Below are 16,021 nucleotides of genomic sequence, written 5' to 3' on the forward strand. Positions count from 1 at the left end.
CGTCTTCGGTATGCGCCTGATGATTGGGCGAAGCTGAAGCGGATACCTGCTATTGATGATAAGACCATGCAAAAGGATGGGAAACGATGACCGGTAAGACAGACAACACCAAATCCGCGCAGACATCAGCTGCGCGAACCACATCGGCAAGATCAAGCGACGTGGTACGACACCCTTTTTCTGATGTTGCTAGACAGCTGACCGAAGCGGCGCCCTTTGACGTCGTGTTCGAGACGCCTGAGGTGACCGTGGAACTCTACGCGCCTGTCGGCATAGACAAACAGAAACCGCATGAGCGGGATGAACTCTATATTGTCGCGACCGGTACAGGTACTTTTTCGCGCGGTGACGAGTTGGTGCCATTCGGGCCAGGCGATCTGCTTTTCGTTCCCGCCCACGTGCCGCATCGCTTTGAGAGCTTCACTGACGACTTTAAGGTCTGGGTGATCTTCTATGGAGATGTGCGGTTCAAAGAGACAGGTGCCCATCCGAAATAGCCGCCAAAAGCGGAGCCTGAGAAGCGGCGGAACGGGTGCTGCGCGGTTCAGTCATGATCCCTGGTCCGCAGGTGGCGCTCACATCATGCCACAGCGTCCCGTAATGGTGCGGCGGTCGGTCGCCATCTCGAGATGGGGTGGCAAACTTCGGGCTCCGCTTTCAGAAATTCGGGATGGTTGTCGTCAGGTCATCTTTGACAGGTTATCCAACTGTGTCTCTGCTCGGCGGTTAGGGCGTGTTGGGAGGGCGCGGAGACATGCGGACGATTTTTCGAAAGAGCCTGCTTGGGCTTTTGGGTGTGTTTGTGGTCATGCTCGCCGTCCTTGCGATCAATACGATGCGATATCAGGCTGACATACGGACCGATGTGGCAGCCTATAGCCTGGGTGCGGATATTGGGCAGGCGACGGAGTTGCTGTCCCGGGCTATTCAGTTTGAGACGGATAGCACCAAACCCGATGCAGCTGATTTCAGCGCCTTCACGGATTTTCTTCAGCAGGCGTTTCCGGGCGTCTTTGCAGCTGTGGATCTGGAGATGATGGCTGCGAACACGCCGCTCCTGAGGTGGCAGGGAACTGATCCTGACCTCGCCCCCGTTCTTCTGGCAGCGCATTATGACGTCGTGCCCATCGCACCGGGATCATTGGATCGCTGGGATCATCCGCCGTTCGCCGGTGTGGTTGCCGACGGCTATATCTGGGGGCGCGGGACGTTGGACAACAAGGGCGCGCTGATCGCAATGCTCAGCGCGGCCGAGCATCTCATCCAAGAGGATTTCACCCCCAAACGGTCTGTCTACTTTAGCTTCGGTGGCGATGAGGAAGTTGGTGGGGACGGCGCGCGGTCTGTCGCCAAACATCTGAACCAACAGGGGATCCAACTGGCCTGGACATTGGACGAAGGGTCTTTTGTACTCGACAACGTGATCCCCGGGCTCGATGTGCCGGTGGCAAGTATCAACCTGTCCGAAAAAGGCTTTCTGACAGTGAAACTGGTGGCAGAGGCCGAGGGTGGGCATTCTGCTCTGCCACCCAAGATGACGGCTGTCGGGCGTATCGCCCGCGCGGTTGATCGCGTGCAGAATTCACCGCTGGAAGGTGGGCTTGACGGAGTGACGGCTGAGTTCTTTGATGCTTTGGGTCGTCACTTTACCTTGGACAAGCGCGCATTGTTTGCGAACCAATGGCTGTTCAGCCCCCTGCTTGAAACGGGGCTTTCGAATGCGGCCTCGACCAATGCGATGCTGCGCACGACGACAGCGCCAACCATGTTGAGCGGATCAAACAAGGCCAATGTTCTGCCGACCGAGGCGACCGCCACGATCAACTTCAGACTTCATCCGCGGGATACTGCCGAACATGTGATTGCGCATATCGCGAAGGTCATTGACGACCCTGAGATTGACATCGTTTTTGATCCTGCGGCGGTGCGCGAAGCCTCTCCTGTTGCAAGCTCATCTGCGCAGGGGTTCGAGGATATCGAGAGTTCGATCCTGTCGGTTTTTGGCGAGATTGCTTCCGTTCCCGGCCTGACAATTGCGGCGACGGATGCCCGCCACTACGCACAGGCTTCGGACAACGCATATCGCATCAATCCGTTCCTGGTCGAAGACGATGATATTGCGCGTTTTCATGGAACGAATGAACGCCTGTCGGTTGCAAACCTGGAGCGCGGGATCAATTTCTTTGGCGCCCTCATAACCAGACAGTAGCGCAGAACCGGCCCGCCGCTCAGCTGCCCCCGCCGCACGGTCGCTATTGCGGCGACCGGCGGCGGGGTTTCCGCGGATCGGGCAGACACCCCTTGTTGATGCTCATAACCCTCGCTGTTCATTTGCAAATGACCGTTCTGACAGTCCGCTACCCCAATTGGCTAATCATTCGGGAGCTGTCATAACAGGGGCAGCTATGGAAACAGGAGACGATTCATATGCTCGTTGTCGGCTGGCAGGAACGGGTTGATCTCCCGCTTCTTGGACTTACGAACCTGAAGGCGAAAATCGATACAGGTGCGCGCACATCGGCGCTTCATGCTACAGATATTGTGACGTTCGAACGCGACGGCGTTCCCTGGGTTCGTTTTCACACACGGTTCGACGATGATTCACACGACACCGATGTGGAATCTCCGATCCATGATCAGCGCGAGATCAAGAACACCAGCGGCATTCCGGAAACCCGGATCGTTATCCGGACCAGATTTCGGATATCGGACCGCTTGTGGAAGATCGATCTGTCGCTGACCGAGCGTACCGAGATGAAATTCCGCATGATCGTGGGGCGCACGGCCCTGCGCGGGCATTCCATCCTGGTGAACCCCGCCAAGCGCAATTTGACGGCACCGAAACCAGCAGCCGCAATCGTCGGCAGAAGGAAAAACTCATGAAAATCGCGTTGCTCGCCAGAAACGCCAATCTCTATTCCCACAAACGGCTGGTGGAAGCCGCCGAGGAACGCGGTCACGAGATCCACGTCATCAACACGCTGCGGTGCTACATGAACATCGCGTCGCGGCGCCCGGAGATTTATTACAACGGGGAAAAACTGGAAGGTTACGATGCGGTCATTCCGCGGATCGGGGCCTCTGTCACCTTCTATGGCATGGCGGTTCTGCGCCAGTTCGAGATGATGGGTGTCTACCCATTGAACGAGAGCGTGGCGATCGGGCGGTCGCGCGACAAACTGCGCTCAATGCAGCTTCTGGCGCGCGACGGGGTTGGCCTGCCGGTGACGACCTTCGCCCATGATCCCAAGCAGACCGAAGAGGTGCTGGAGCTTGCGGGCGGTGCGCCTCTGGTGATCAAGCTGCTGGAGGGGACACAGGGGCTTGGCGTTGTTCTGGCCGACACGAATCGCTCCGCGAAATCGGTCATTGAAGCGTTTCGTGCGACCGACACGAATATCCTGATCCAGGAGTTCATCAAGGAAGCCGGCGGGACCGACATCCGCGCGATCGTGATCGGGGGACGGGTCATCGCGGCGATGAAGCGTACCGGGGCCGAGGGGGAATTCCGGTCCAATCTGCATCGTGGCGGCTCGGCGCAATTGATCAAACTGTCGCCGGAAGAGCGCTCAACCGCCGTGCGGGCTGCGAAATCCATGGGGCTGAATGCCTGTGGTGTCGACATGCTGCGTGCAAATCACGGGGCGGTGGTGATGGAGGTGAATTCCTCCCCCGGACTGGAAGGCGTTGAAAAGGCGACCGGTCTTGATGTTGCTGGCAAGATGATCGAGTTCATCGAGAAGAACGCCAAACCCGGCAAAACCAAAACGAAGGGCAAGGGCTAATGATCAAACGCCCGGGGTTTGATATCGGCGGGGAGCTGATCCCGCCCGGCACCCGGCGCACCGTTGATCTGCCTGTCAGTTCACTGTCAGACCATACGCCGGTGAATATGTCAGCCCATGTCGTTCATGGCAAAACGGAGGGGCCGGTTGTCTTCGTCAGCGCAGGGGTGCACGGCGACGAGGTGATTGGCATCGAAATCGTACGGCGACTGCTGAAATCACCTGCGTTGCGGGGCCTCAAGGGCACGTTGATTGTGGTTCCGATTGTGAACTCTTTTGGGTTCATTAACCGGTCCAGATATCTGCCGGACAGGCGGGATCTGAACCGCTCTTTCCCTGGGAACGAGGGCGGATCGCTTGCTGCGCGTCTTGCGCATCTGTTCCTGAAGGAGATCGTGTCGCGCTCTGACGTCGGGATCGATCTCCATTCGGCGGCGATCCACCGGATCAACTATCCGCAGGTGCGCGTGTCGCCGGAGGATGCCGTGGCACGGGAGATGGCGGATGTCTTCGGCGCGCCGATCATCATGGAATCGGCGATACGACAGGGATCCCTGCGAAACTCGGCAAAGGAGCTGGGAAAGACCGTTCTGCTCTATGAGGCGGGTGAGGGTCTGCGATTTGATGAGGTTTCGGTGCGCGCCGGGCAGGCGGGCATTCTCAGGGTGATGAAATCATTGGGGATGATTTCCGCCCGCGGCGTGGCGCCCGCCAAGGCGCGCCCGCAGTTCTGCCCGTCCAGCAAATGGCTGCGGGCGCCGATGGGTGGCCTGTTTCGCAGCCTGAAGGCAGACGGCGATCCGGTGCGCCAGGGCGACGTACTGGGGGTGGTGTCTGATCCCTTTGGCGAAGAAGAAACCGAGGTCGTCGCGCCGTTCGATGGTATCATCGTGGGGCGGGCGGTACTGCCGGTGGTGAACGAAGGTGACGCCGTGTTCCATCTGGCGCGGGTTCAATCCATGAAACAGGCCGAGAATGCCATGGATGATCATTCATCACAGCTCGCGGATGATCCCATGTTCGACGAGGATGAGATCATCTGATCCAGGCGGCATGGGCATTTCAGTGTTCCCATCGTTGTCCGACAGCCCGCGGCGAGACAGGGGGGGCTAGGTCGGCGTCGCGGTATCGCGGTCCTGCCTTGGAGATCTGCCAAACTTGCGGGAGTATTCGCGCGAGAACTGCGCCGAGCTCTCATAGCCGACGGAAAAAGCTATTTCCGACACTTTTGCATCGGTTGACCTGAGCGCGTCGCGGGCTTTCAGAAGGCGCAGATCCTTTTGGTATTGCAGCGGGGATGTGCCGGTCACGGCCTTGAACTGTTCGAAGAAGGCAGAGTTGCTCATGCCGATCCGGTCGGCAAGCTCGCCGATTGCGATTGTCTGCGAGAGATTTGCCTGAAGGTCACGGGTGGCGAGATGGATGCGGCTTGCTGTGCTTTGGTGCCAGAGCAGCCGTTGCAGACCAGCCGCGTGCTGCCCGATCAGCAACCTAGCGTGGACTTCGCGGGCGGTGATCGGGGCCAGCATTTTTGCTGTCTCAGCCCCCTCGCATTGGTTGAGATAGCGCGAGAGGGCGTCCTCAAGGCCGGGATCGGTATCACACAGGCAGATCGAAAACGGGTCGCAAGGAGTGGATATCGAGGCGGGCGGCACCGCAGATGCCAGAGACCGCAGCACATCCAGGTCCAGTGGGAAGACAAGTGCCGTGTAGGGGTGTTCGGCCGATGCCTGGGTGATGCGCGAGATGACCGGGAGTGTATGGCTGACCACGAGGGACTGGCCCGCGCTGACGGTGAGGGTTCTGTGGTTTGAGCCGACGGATTTTGCGCCCTGCAGAATCAGACATAACAAAGGTCTGTAGACGGTCGACTCCAGCCCTGTGCTGGCGTGGAGGCGCAGCATATGCGTGTTGCTGGCGTCGTGGTGTATCGCGCCATCCCTGACCCCCGACCGATCCAGTATCGCGGTCACCTGTGCGTATAGACTCTGCTTGGCCATGCAGCTTTTCCTCCAGGGCTGCTTCGGACATAGCAGTCGGCGAGGTCTCTACATAACAGAAATCACCAGTTTCGGAGGATCAGGCAAGTATTCTGGATAAACGAGAAAGAATAACGGCGAGTCGGAGAGCATTGTGGGATCAGTGATGGTTGTGAACTTCAACAGAGGGGAGATGCACCATGATGGAAAAGGCGACGAGCCGGTGCCTCACCACATCACCCGCCATGTCACGACGCGCGTCGGTATCGAAGAGATGTTCACGCAGAACCCCTGAAGGAGAGCGACTATGAAAACCATTCTGATTACGGGCGCCTCGTCGGGTATCGGCGAAGCCACTGCCAGACACTTTCAGGCGCAGGGCTGGAATGTCATCGCGACCATGCGAAGCGCCGACAGCACGGGCGAGCTGGCGGCACTCGACAACGTCCATCTGGCGCGGCTGGATGTGACCGACCCGGCGTCGATTGCAGCGGCGGTCAAACAGGGCATTGAGCGTTTTGGCCGAATTGATGTGCTGCTCAACAATGCAGGCTATGGCGCCTATGGCGCGCTTGAGGCGTTTTCGATGGAGCGGATCCGGCGCCAGTTCGACACCAATGTGATCGGGTTGCTGGAAGTGACCAAGTCCGTGTTGCCGCATATGCGGGAGAACCGGTCAGGCACGATCATCAATATCTCCTCCATCGGCGGACAGATCACATTCCCGCTCGGCACGCTTTATCATGGCACAAAATTCGCTGTCGAAGGTCTATCGGAAGCGCTGCATTACGAACTGGAACCGCTGGGCATCCGGGTTCGGATTGTCGAGCCGGGCATGATCAGAACGAATTTCGGTGGCAGCTCCTTTGATTTTGCACTGGATGACAGCCTGCCTGACTATGCGCCCACGGCTGAGGCCATGGGGCGGGTGTTCAGCAGGCTGGCCTCCAGCCCGTCTGCCCCTGCAACCGTCGCCGAAGTGATCTGGGGGGCCGCCAATGACAGCGGCGACCGTCTGCGCTTTCGGGCCGGGCCAGATGCTGTTGCGCTTCTGGATCAGCGGCATCAGCAGGATGACGCCACATTTATCGGTGGCATCAAGGAGCTGATGAAACCATAGTTTCAACGGTTTCGGCGCTGGCTTTCAGCGGTTGCAAAGTGACGCTGGGAGATCGGGCCGGATATCGGTTCGGGCGGGCCGTTTTACGGCTGGAACACGCGTTTCGGCGCCAGTTTACTCTTTTTTATCGCAAGACCTCTAAATTGGCCTTGGTATGTGTAGATACCATTGGCCATGGGTCCGTTCCCACTGGTCATGAATACTGCGTTTTGATCAGCTAAGGATTGATACCCGCCATGCCCCGTCCAAGTTGGCTCGAAGATCTCCTTGCTACTCTTGTCGGTGGCCGGGGTAATGACAGAATGGGCGGCACCACCGGTGACGATACCATGGATGCCGGTGAGGGAGACGATACCGTTGCCGGTGAGGAGGGCAGCGATGTCATCGACGGGGGCCTCGGCAATGACGTCATCTATGGCGACATGGGGGACGGTTTTGCGCAGGGGGCAAACGCATCACCGCTGACGCTCGACATCAACAACATCCAGAGCGTGGTCCATGACGGCAGCACCGGCTCCGTCGGGAACTATGCGATTTTCAGGGATATCGCCAAGCTTGAGGATGGCACCAGCATCTCCGGCAGGCTGATCCTGCTTGAAAAATCCAACGCCAATATGTCGGTTGAATTCGGCTATACCGCCGGCGCGGAAATCCTCTTGACCGGGAACCAGCCGGGGGATCAGGCCAAATTCCGGCTGGAGTTTTTTGATCCCATAACCGGTGAAACGGTCTATCTGAACTCGACCGCGACCTTCAACGACATTGATGACAACAGTCAAACCGGCGACGCCGAGGCGGTGATCATCGATGGCAACAGTTTCACCTCTTTTGGTATTTCCTCCGATTCCTCGCTGACCACGGGTATCGACGGAAATGTGGTCAAGGCCACCGGATCGGAACTGAACGATTATACGGATCAGGATTCCTGGTTCTCTGCCTCGTTTGAGGATCGTTCGTCGATCGAGTTCACCCTGCAGACCCGTGTCGGATTGTCGGGTTTTACCCTATCGGGTGATATTCTGGACGATCCGGTCACCACGATCATCGAACAGGGCGCCGATACCGTGCTGGCGGGCGACGGCAATGATATTGTCTACGGTCAGGGCGGCAATGACTCCATCATGGGCGAGGAGGGGGACGACCATCTGGAGGGCGGTGATGGCGATGACGTCATGGATGGCGGCGTCGGCGCGGATACCCTGATTGGCGGCGAGGGGGGCGATACCCTCTCCGGCGGTGACGGCGATGACTATATCGAAGGTGGTGCCGGTGATGACCAGCTGTCCACCGGAATTGGCAACGACACGCTGATCGGCGGCGAGGGCAATGACACCCTGAACAACTCGGCCGGCGATGACAGCCTGGTCGGCGGGGTTGGCAACGACAGCATCGTTGCGACCGACGGTTTTGACACGCTGGAAGGTGGCGATGGCGACGACACCATGTACGGGGGCAATGACGGCGACCTCCTGCTTGGCGGCGCCGACAACGACCTGATGTATGGCGAGTCCGGCAACGACAGCCTCGACGGCGGTGATGGCAACGACGTCATGGACGGCGGCATTGGCAACGATACGTTGATGGGTGGTCTCGGGGCCGATACCATCTCCGGTGGTGACGGGGATGATTACATTGATGGCGGCGATGGCGACGACAGCCTGACCACCGGCCTCGGGAATGACACGCTGATCGGGGGTGCAGGCAATGATACCCTGCGCAACTCGGCCGGTGACGACAGCCTGGTGGGCGGGACCGGCGATGACAGCATCGTCGCAACCGATGGCAACGACACGCTGGAAGGCGGCGATGGCGCCGACACGATGTACGGCGGCAATGACAACGACCTGCTGGTCGGGGGCAGCGGCGCTGACAAGATGTATGGCGAAGCGGATGCCGATACGTTCCAGATGTCGGACGGCTTTGGCAATGACACGATCTCGGGCGGTGAGGCCGGCAATGACTCCGACCACATCGACATGTCAGCAGTCACCAGCAGTGTCACGGTAACCTATACCGGGTTTGAAGCGGGGCAGATCACCGACGGCGCCGATACGGTCACCTTCAGCGAGATCGAACGGCTGACCCTGACGAACCAGGGCGATGTGGTTGATGCCTCCGTTGACAATGCCGGTGTCAATATTGATGCCGGTGCCGGGGATGACACCATCACGCTGGGTAGCGGCCAGGACTCGATCATCGGCGGCGCCGGCGATGACCGGCTGATCCTCACCCAGGCGGGCGGCGTTGATACCGTCGGCGATTTCGATCTCAACGATGACGATGGCAATGGCTTCTACAACGATCAGCTGGATGTTTCGGGGCTGACTGGTGGCAGCGGAGTCGGCGGCGCGGTCATGACCAGCGATGTTGTCGTTTCCGACGATGGTTTCGGCAATGCCCTGCTGACCTTTCCGGGTGGTGAACAATTGGTGCTGCAGGGGGTTACCCCCGCGCAGATGAGCAGCCACAATCAGCTCTATTCAGCGGGGATCCCCTGTTTTACCCCGGATGTCCTGCTTGCAACGCGGCGGGGGGCGGTTCCGGCCGGTCAGATCCGGGTCGGCGATCTGCTGCAAACCGCTGACAACGGCTTTCAGCCGGTGATCTGGGTCGGCAAGCGTCATCTCAGCTCGGCCGAGCTGCTGCAGCGCCCGCATCTGCGTCCCTATTGCCTGCGCCCCGGTGGGATCCTCTCGCCGGAGCGTCCGATGCTGCTGTCACCCCAGCATCGCCTGATTGTCAGTGATCGCGCCCTGATGCCGGATCATTCCCGCGACGAAAAGTTCATTTCGTCGAAATTGCTGGCCGAAGCTGATCCAGACTTCACCTGCCAGATCGCGCATCACGCACCCGTCACCTATGTGCATCTGATGACCGAGCAACATGAGGTTATCTTTGCCGAAGGCATCGCGACCGAAACTTTCTGGCCCGGCCCCGAGGCCATCCGAGGCCTTTCGGTCGATGATATGCGAGAGTTGCTGACCTTGTTCCCCGACCTCGCTGCGGTGCATGGGTTGGCCGGCGAGCCTGGACGTAGCCGCGTGCGCGGAGCCTATGGCGATCTTGCACGTCGATCCCTCAGGCGCCGCGACATCGGGCATCTGCACGCGGCCTGACACGGCGCGAGGGCGAGGGGCGCAGACGCTCGCGCGGCGCAAGGTGCCCGATCTGGGGATCGGCATGACCGCAAGGTGACGACGCCGCATGACCGCATATCTGCTCGCAGCACATCTTTCCAAGCCATCGTCGCGTGCGGCGGGCGTCATGAGCGGATGGTGGTTGTGCTGTGGCCGTGGTCTTCGGCTCAGGGTCTATTATGCGCTACCAAAAATGCAAAACGAGGAGATGGTCGCCCATTTGCCGTCCCCCGATCTGGCGGGATAAAGGACTGCAAGGCGATCTTTCTGCCCCAGGGTGCGGATCAATGCGGCAGTGATTGTTGAGTGAAAACAGCACCGTGCGGAACATATTAGCCAGTTAACGCTGTGGGGTGAGCCACGCCATCTCATTCATTTCAGAGAGTGGGAATTGTCACAAAGTTCTGCCTCTGAGCTTTAAGTTTTCTCTTTGAAATCAGTGGGGCAAAATTCCGATGTCGAACCAGATCTGCCTTTTTCGTCAGATAGGTTTGCCTCTGGCGGGATATGAAAAAGCCGGCGCATTGGCCGACTTCTATTGGGATCAGCTCAGAGAACGTCGCTTCGCCTGAAAATCATGTTGGCGCGTGGGTCCAATGGTAGCGGCTTCGCCCCGCGATCAAGCTGGATCACAGCCTCGACGCCTGGCAACCGCTCGTTCTTCGCTGCCAGGTCGACCACCGAGATATGGCTCTTGGAAAACTGCTCCATTGACTTGGCGCAGACGTACCTCCTTATGCGCCCGCTCTTCAGCTCCTCAACCTCGCGGAACTTCAGAACACCTGTGTCCATCAGGCTCCGTATCGTTCGAATGTTGATGCCGAGGATCTTGGCGGCACGGGTCGGGCGAACGGTCCCCTCGTGATCCGTGGCGATGACCTCACGCAGCATGTCGAGCGAAACACGGAAATCTGGGAAGCGTGGGGTGGCATGGTTGGCGACGCCCAGCGGAATCTGGTTTCTCAGAATGATTTCGATCACCCGTTCGGTCGGTATCCGAACCCGGTGCGAAGCCGTCGCGATGTCGAGCAGATCGTCCGTCTGTGGAAGATCGGCGCGCGCCCTCAGCTTGCCGAGAAAGCCATCGAGATCGCGGGGGTGGTACATCGGCGAGGCATTCTTCTCGTCGAAGTACTTCTCGACCAGCCCTGGCTTCGTCAGTTTGGCCATCATGAAGCGCTCGACGCCGAGATATTTGCCTGCTTCGGTCGCGTTCAGAAGGGTGTCGAAGTCTGTCGCGATGTCATTGATGATTGCCGTAGGTACATAGGCGTTCAGCACAAAACCCTGGCCGGAAGCATTCCGTTCCGCCAGGCCCATCGAAGCCAATCGCCGGGCAAGCTTCCAGCCAGACAGGCCGTACCTTGATCGTGCAGTTGATAGCGAGTGAACGTACTGCTCCGGGCATGGATGGCCCAGGACAATCGAACCTTCCGAGATCGGGAAGTTGCGGAAGATGAACTCCCGGACCAGATAGCGGATCACATCGAACTGAGGATCGTCGTCACGATGGCGCAGCCATTCGAAGAAGACGCGGTAGCGGGTCCGGTAGAGCGTGTTGTCGATTGGATGGGCACGCTGGATGTCCTTTAGTTTCTGCCTGAAAGCATCGGGCCCGTGACGCAGCACTTCAAACCCCGCTGTGCCAGCAGCAGCCCATTGGGCGGCGGTTGTTGTTTCCCGCCGTGCCTTGGCACCTCTTGTCAGCAGCAGCCCGAACCCTTCACAGGTTTGTGCCGCGACATGGAACGGCAGGCGGTCTAGCCACGAGTTTCCTGGACCTTCCTCAATCCTGTTCCTCAGATAGCGTTCGAAGACCAGGTCGTGTTCGTTTGCACCCTGCGGTTCGGGCGGGGAAAAGCCGGAAATCAGATGGATGAAATCGAACCTGTCCCTTGTTCCAGGCGCCTTGGGCAACGAAACAAGGTGGCAGTTGTGCGTGGCGCAGGTCCGGATCGAAGTCAGCTGCCATAACCCGAAGTGCGCAGCATCAGTATCGTGCATAGTGTCATGCAGGCATTGTGGACAGCCCATGAGAGCTGTCCGGCTGAAGGCCGTGAACTTGATTTCCTCCTGCCCTAGCCGGAACCAGCCGGGAGAGACAAGCTCTGGCGTGCTCCGTTGGAGCGCAGCAGGCTCGATACCAGCTAGTGCGGCCAGTCGCGCACAGTCTTCTTGGCACCCATTGGTCAGGCCGAGATAGTCGATCCCGAAATCGGAGACGAACAGGGCCATGCTTGGCACGCCATTCCGGCGTGCGAGGCGGGACGCAAGTGATGTTGCGGTTTCCCCCTGATGGAATTTCACATTCAGCGGTAGCGCCTTGATTGTTGAGAACATCATGTTCGGTTCTCCCGTGTGAACACCTGTCGTGCTTCAATTCGAAGGAAATCCGGCACGACGAATGGGTTGAACTCCGGATCGCAGGACGTGCGCAGATGGTATGCCCTTACGAAGTTGTTTCGGTTCGGTGTTTTCTGTTCTTGAAGCAAGGCGTCTTCGATGGCGGCCAGAATGAGCTCGATGACGAGGCCAAATTGGTTGGCGGCGGCATGCACGAGACGCTCTCCCTGCGTCAGCTCAAGAACATCTTCCTCAGGACCAAGCTGAGCCCGTTCGCAGAAACTCTCCAGAAGATCGACGACGTCTTCGCCATGGGCGGTCGGAGAAAGACTCTCGAAGCGTGTCGTTTTCATCCGCCTTGCCAACTGGGGATCGTGATTCAGGATATCCTCCAATTCGTTGGTGCGTGAAAGGATGATCCCGACAGGCCAGTCCTTGTCCGTCATCAGTGTCTTGAGCATCGATGCGACTGCGTTGAGTTCATGTTTGGTTCCTCGCGATACGAGGTCTTGGGCCTCGTCGAGATGGACGAAAAGAACGCGCCGCTCCTTAAGATGGTGGCGCACCAAGTCCCATATGTACCAAGCCTGCCGCTCAGAGCTGATCTGGTAACCGAGTGCGCACAGCAGGGTCTGCCCCAAGAATTTCAGTGTTGCGGGTGAGGGCACCCGCAAGCTGATGATCGTAGTCTTCCCATAACCCTCGTCGGCTAGCCTTCGGATTTGACCGCCCAGCAGAAATTCGATGGCGGCACTTTTTCCTGCGCCTGATGGCCTCGCGAGAGCGAGCCCGTGGGCTTCATTGACCATGCCAGCCGATAAGTCGGCGAGCCGCTTTTCGACCAGCATTTCGAAGCTGGCGGCGAGCGGGGTGTAGCGTTCGTGGTGAATGAAGCGGCCTTTCAGCACTGCAATACGCTGAGCAGCTTGGATGATGCGATTACTCTTCATCATCGAACCTCCAACGCTTACGACGCTCGCGCTGTTCTGGCGGATCGGATGGTTTGCTGACCGGCGCTTCCGCTTCGCTCTGGCCGTTGCGCGGGGTAATGGAAATCGCATCATCGAGCAGATTTGTGCTGGGCGTAATCTGCCCCAATCGCATTTCGTCGGAACGGATCGGGTAGTGCAGTGCAGCTTGAGACCGCTCTACCTCTTCGTCAGTCACATGGAACGGCGTCAGTTCGCGAAGCGCGAAGGCCCGTCGGTTGGCCTCGGAAATTTTCTCGATGGCGCGCTGAACCTTGGGGGCATCCAATTCGACGCCACGCTTATGCTTGTGGCGCACAGACCGTATGCCTTCGCGGAGCTGTTCGAAGGTGATCCCGTCAAAGCCAGGTTGGTTGGCCATGGCGGGATACCAGGTCGCGCCGACACGGACGGCAATCCACCCAATGTCATGTAAATCCGCCCTGATCTCGACCTCTCGTGTTGGTGAGTGAAGAAAGGCTTCTCGTAGTACTTCGCAACTATAGGTCAGGCCCGCGAACATGACCCCATCACCACGCAATTTGCGGATCAATGGACGCCTGAATGCTTTGCGTATGGTAAGTCCGTCAGGAACCGGCGGTGTACCATGTTTCGAAACAAGCCGCGCCCAGGCTGCATTCGGCGTTTCCCCCTTGAGCGACCCATGCGGTTGATTGTGGTAGATATCAACGATGTAGGTCAGCAGAATCTTGATTAGATCGTTATCGCAAAGACAGGCCAGCGTTTCTGAGGGATAGTCACCGCGCTCCACGGTATGGAAAAACGTGCGCCCTGCCAGCAATGGCATGAGCTGATGCCCCAGCGTGCGAAAGAATGACTCGATGAACCCTCTGAGCCAGGGACGCCCTGCATGAGGGAGATGGGCGGTGATCGCGAGTGAGCTCACCGTTCCCTGAAAATCATCGGAAACGAAGGCCGGCCCCATATCCGAGACAAGTGTTCCTATCCCACCGTGATGGTGCCAAGTGCTTTCGCATGCCGCTGCTTGAGCAAGGTGCGTCTTGTCCTCGAAGATGTCGCGCAGCGCGCGGATCGCGTCGTCGGAGTTGGGGGTCTCAGCCAACCGCATAGAGACGACGCATTTCGTGGCACAATCGATTGCGATGTAGAGCCAGCGGCGTCCGGTCTCGAAGCGCTCTTGCCGTTCGCGGGGGAGGTGGCTCCAAATCCCGGTCAGGGTCAGAAGAGAGATGACGTCGAGCCGGTTCTCGTCCATCTCGACGCGCTCTATCGGGCGGACAACGTCTGGCCCGATACTGAACAGCGTGAAATGAGCCGCTGCAGCGGCTGCGCCGTGCCGCTTGGCATAGAGGTAGAATGGGTCTGCCATATCCAGGCGGCGCTGGATGCTCGAAGCAGACGGAATTACCAAAGGAGCGGCGCCCGCATCTGCGCGTCGTCGATTTTCCTCCTTGAAGAGGGCTTGGGTTTCCTTGATCGCTTGCACCCGCGTTGGGCGCTGCGTGTCAGCATAGATTTCCACGACCTGGTTCATCAGGGCTTCGGCGTGGGGACACCAGCGTCGGTCTCGGGTTCCAGAGCGGTAGGTGTCAGGGATGAGCGCGAGGGGCGAATAGCTCGACGCCTGATAGGCGCGCACCCACTGAAACGCGGTTCGGCTGCCGGGAATGCCTCGTATCGTGATTTCCTCGCCCGGCCGTGCTTTCTTGGGAGCAGCGGCAGCTTCGCCGACAAGCCTCTGTGTTTCCGCTCCGAGCCGTGCTCGGGCTTGGTCATAGGCTTCTTGCGTGCGTTTGATGTCGCCCGCGGCTTCGAGGGCGAGGAAAGCGTCACAGAACGCCTTTCGCCAGATCACCAGCCGACTGACTTTCTCCGGCAGTTCGCTGATGACTTCTACCGGCTTGCTCCGGCGAATTTGCTGCGCCGCCCGGTCAAAATACCCCGCGAAATAGGTCGTGTCGGGCCGGCGCATCATCTCGGCAAGCTCCTGGTGGGAGAAAGCCTCAGTGATTCCCGGCTGCCCAACGCGCTCGAAGGTGCCGCCTGCATCGTTGATCTCCAGGGGGCGCATGGCGACGCCCGCCGTGGTGATCATGTCAGTGTTTGAGAAACGGAAACGAAGGGTCATGCGGCCACCTCCGTCAGAGAGGGGCGTGCCCAAGCGAGTGTTCGGGCTGCTTCTGCAGCCGCGCTCTTGTCGATGTGGTGATCGGTTACGAGCGAGATGCGGTCCGCAAAGGTTTTGGGGACCGCGGCCGCAACTGCCTCGAGCTCCGACGCAAAATTCAGCTTCAGGGCACGTCGCATGGGTTTGATCGCCACCGCGACACGCTCACCATCCTTCTTCGTGACAAGGAAGTCGAAGACATGCTGCGCCGACTGGCCATCGGCACCTACGTATGAGATCGCTGGTGGCTGTTCCCGAATATGGTGCACGTCGTCTCGCACCAGCATCAGGCAAAGAAAGGCGTATTCGGGCGCGCTCTCGAAGTAGATGACGCGCGGGCGCTGGAAGCCAGGTAGCATGGCAACCATCGAGCCGCGCAGGCTGCCCTTGGACCGGCGTGCAGGTATACGTGTCGCGTGGCTCGGCTCCGGCTCGCGGTAGATCAGATTGTCGTTCATGATGATTGGAGCGCACCTCACCTGGACGCCGACCCATGCGGATCGGAGCAGGTGCGGGGCGGCATCCCCCTATATTTGAGAT

General features: G+C 59.1%; 12 protein-coding genes. 7 read left to right on the top strand and 5 right to left on the bottom strand.

The window, feature by feature from the left end; all coding sequences use genetic code 11:
• Window positions 1-86 precede the first annotated feature (86 nt).
• From WLQ66_RS12380 to WLQ66_RS12400, 5 genes are all read left to right on the top strand, one after another.
• Entirely contained in the window at window positions 87-497 is a 411-nt protein-coding gene (locus tag WLQ66_RS12380) for a cupin domain-containing protein (protein WP_340546653.1), read from the top strand.
• A gap of 257 nt (window positions 498-754) precedes the next feature.
• Window positions 755-2,209 (top strand): M20 family peptidase, encoded by a 1,455-nt coding sequence (locus tag WLQ66_RS12385; protein WP_340546654.1) that lies wholly within the window; start codon window positions 755-757, stop codon window positions 2,207-2,209.
• 218 nt (window positions 2,210-2,427) lie between these two features.
• Complete coding sequence (locus WLQ66_RS12390) at window positions 2,428-2,883, top strand: ATP-dependent zinc protease family protein (protein WP_340546655.1); 456 nt, start codon at window positions 2,428-2,430, stop codon at window positions 2,881-2,883.
• Complete coding sequence (gene rimK, locus WLQ66_RS12395; protein WP_340546656.1) at window positions 2,880-3,785, top strand: 30S ribosomal protein S6--L-glutamate ligase; 906 nt, start codon at window positions 2,880-2,882, stop codon at window positions 3,783-3,785. The genes WLQ66_RS12390 and rimK overlap by 4 nt, the downstream gene beginning before the upstream one ends.
• Entirely contained in the window at window positions 3,785-4,828 is a 1,044-nt protein-coding gene (locus WLQ66_RS12400) for a succinylglutamate desuccinylase/aspartoacylase family protein (RefSeq protein ID WP_340546657.1), read from the top strand. The genes rimK and WLQ66_RS12400 overlap by 1 nt, the downstream gene beginning before the upstream one ends.
• A 66-nt stretch (window positions 4,829-4,894) precedes the next feature.
• On the opposite strand, the gene WLQ66_RS12405 is transcribed toward WLQ66_RS12400, so the two are convergent.
• Window positions 4,895-5,785, bottom strand: a complete 891-nt coding sequence (locus tag WLQ66_RS12405) for an AraC family transcriptional regulator (protein WP_340546658.1) — start codon at window positions 5,783-5,785, stop codon at window positions 4,895-4,897.
• A gap of 286 nt (window positions 5,786-6,071) precedes the next feature.
• Here WLQ66_RS12405 and WLQ66_RS12410 point away from each other — a divergent pair, with 286 nt between their 5' ends.
• Both WLQ66_RS12410 and WLQ66_RS12415 read left to right on the top strand, forming a co-directional pair.
• Entirely contained in the window at window positions 6,072-6,884 is an 813-nt protein-coding gene (locus tag WLQ66_RS12410) for an SDR family oxidoreductase (RefSeq protein WP_340546659.1), read from the top strand.
• Between the two features lie 236 nt (window positions 6,885-7,120).
• On the top strand, window positions 7,121-10,000 hold the full coding sequence (locus tag WLQ66_RS12415; RefSeq protein WP_340546660.1) for a Hint domain-containing protein: 2,880 nt from the start codon (window positions 7,121-7,123) through the stop codon (window positions 9,998-10,000).
• A 570-nt stretch (window positions 10,001-10,570) separates the two neighbouring features.
• Here the strand turns inward: WLQ66_RS12415 and WLQ66_RS12420 are convergent.
• The 4 genes from WLQ66_RS12420 to WLQ66_RS12435 are packed head-to-tail and all read right to left on the bottom strand — an operon-like array spanning window position 10,571 to window position 15,939.
• Window positions 10,571-12,364 carry a TniQ family protein gene (locus WLQ66_RS12420; RefSeq protein ID WP_340546661.1) on the bottom strand — a complete coding sequence of 598 codons (1,794 nt, stop codon included), beginning with the start codon at window positions 12,362-12,364 and terminating at the stop codon, window positions 10,571-10,573.
• The gene (locus WLQ66_RS12425) at window positions 12,361-13,317 is read right to left on the bottom strand and encodes a TniB family NTP-binding protein (protein ID WP_340546662.1); all 957 of its coding nucleotides are present in this window, start codon (window positions 13,315-13,317) and stop codon (window positions 12,361-12,363) included. The genes WLQ66_RS12420 and WLQ66_RS12425 overlap by 4 nt, the downstream gene beginning before the upstream one ends.
• Window positions 13,304-15,442, bottom strand: coding sequence for a TnsB C-terminal domain-containing protein (locus WLQ66_RS12430; protein WP_340546663.1), 2,139 nt, complete (start codon window positions 15,440-15,442; stop codon window positions 13,304-13,306). The genes WLQ66_RS12425 and WLQ66_RS12430 overlap by 14 nt, the downstream gene beginning before the upstream one ends.
• Window positions 15,439-15,939 carry a TnsA endonuclease N-terminal domain-containing protein gene (locus WLQ66_RS12435; RefSeq protein WP_340546664.1) on the bottom strand — a complete coding sequence of 167 codons (501 nt, stop codon included), beginning with the start codon at window positions 15,937-15,939 and terminating at the stop codon, window positions 15,439-15,441. Before WLQ66_RS12435 ends, WLQ66_RS12430 begins: the two co-directional genes overlap by 4 nt.
• Between the last annotated feature and the right edge of the window lie 82 nt (window positions 15,940-16,021).

This window comes from Phaeobacter sp. A36a-5a (assembly GCF_037911135.1).
GTDB lineage: Bacteria > Pseudomonadota > Alphaproteobacteria > Rhodobacterales > Rhodobacteraceae > Phaeobacter > Phaeobacter bryozoorum.

Coding starts and splice junctions, on each gene's coding strand:
- rimK (WP_340546656.1), top strand. CDS start 2,880: ATGAAAATCGCGTTGCTCGCCAGAAACGCCAATCTCTATTCCCACAAA.
- WLQ66_RS12415 (WP_340546660.1), top strand. CDS start 7,121: ATGCCCCGTCCAAGTTGGCTCGAAGATCTCCTTGCTACTCTTGTCGGT.
- WLQ66_RS12380 (WP_340546653.1), top strand. CDS start 87: ATGACCGGTAAGACAGACAACACCAAATCCGCGCAGACATCAGCTGCG.
- WLQ66_RS12390 (WP_340546655.1), top strand. CDS start 2,428: ATGCTCGTTGTCGGCTGGCAGGAACGGGTTGATCTCCCGCTTCTTGGA.
- WLQ66_RS12420 (WP_340546661.1), bottom strand. CDS start 12,364: ATGATGTTCTCAACAATCAAGGCGCTACCGCTGAATGTGAAATTCCAT.
- WLQ66_RS12385 (WP_340546654.1), top strand. CDS start 755: ATGCGGACGATTTTTCGAAAGAGCCTGCTTGGGCTTTTGGGTGTGTTT.
- WLQ66_RS12400 (WP_340546657.1), top strand. CDS start 3,785: ATGATCAAACGCCCGGGGTTTGATATCGGCGGGGAGCTGATCCCGCCC.
- WLQ66_RS12405 (WP_340546658.1), bottom strand. CDS start 5,785: ATGGCCAAGCAGAGTCTATACGCACAGGTGACCGCGATACTGGATCGG.
- WLQ66_RS12435 (WP_340546664.1), bottom strand. CDS start 15,939: ATGAACGACAATCTGATCTACCGCGAGCCGGAGCCGAGCCACGCGACA.
- WLQ66_RS12425 (WP_340546662.1), bottom strand. CDS start 13,317: ATGATGAAGAGTAATCGCATCATCCAAGCTGCTCAGCGTATTGCAGTG.
- WLQ66_RS12410 (WP_340546659.1), top strand. CDS start 6,072: ATGAAAACCATTCTGATTACGGGCGCCTCGTCGGGTATCGGCGAAGCC.
- WLQ66_RS12430 (WP_340546663.1), bottom strand. CDS start 15,442: ATGACCCTTCGTTTCCGTTTCTCAAACACTGACATGATCACCACGGCG.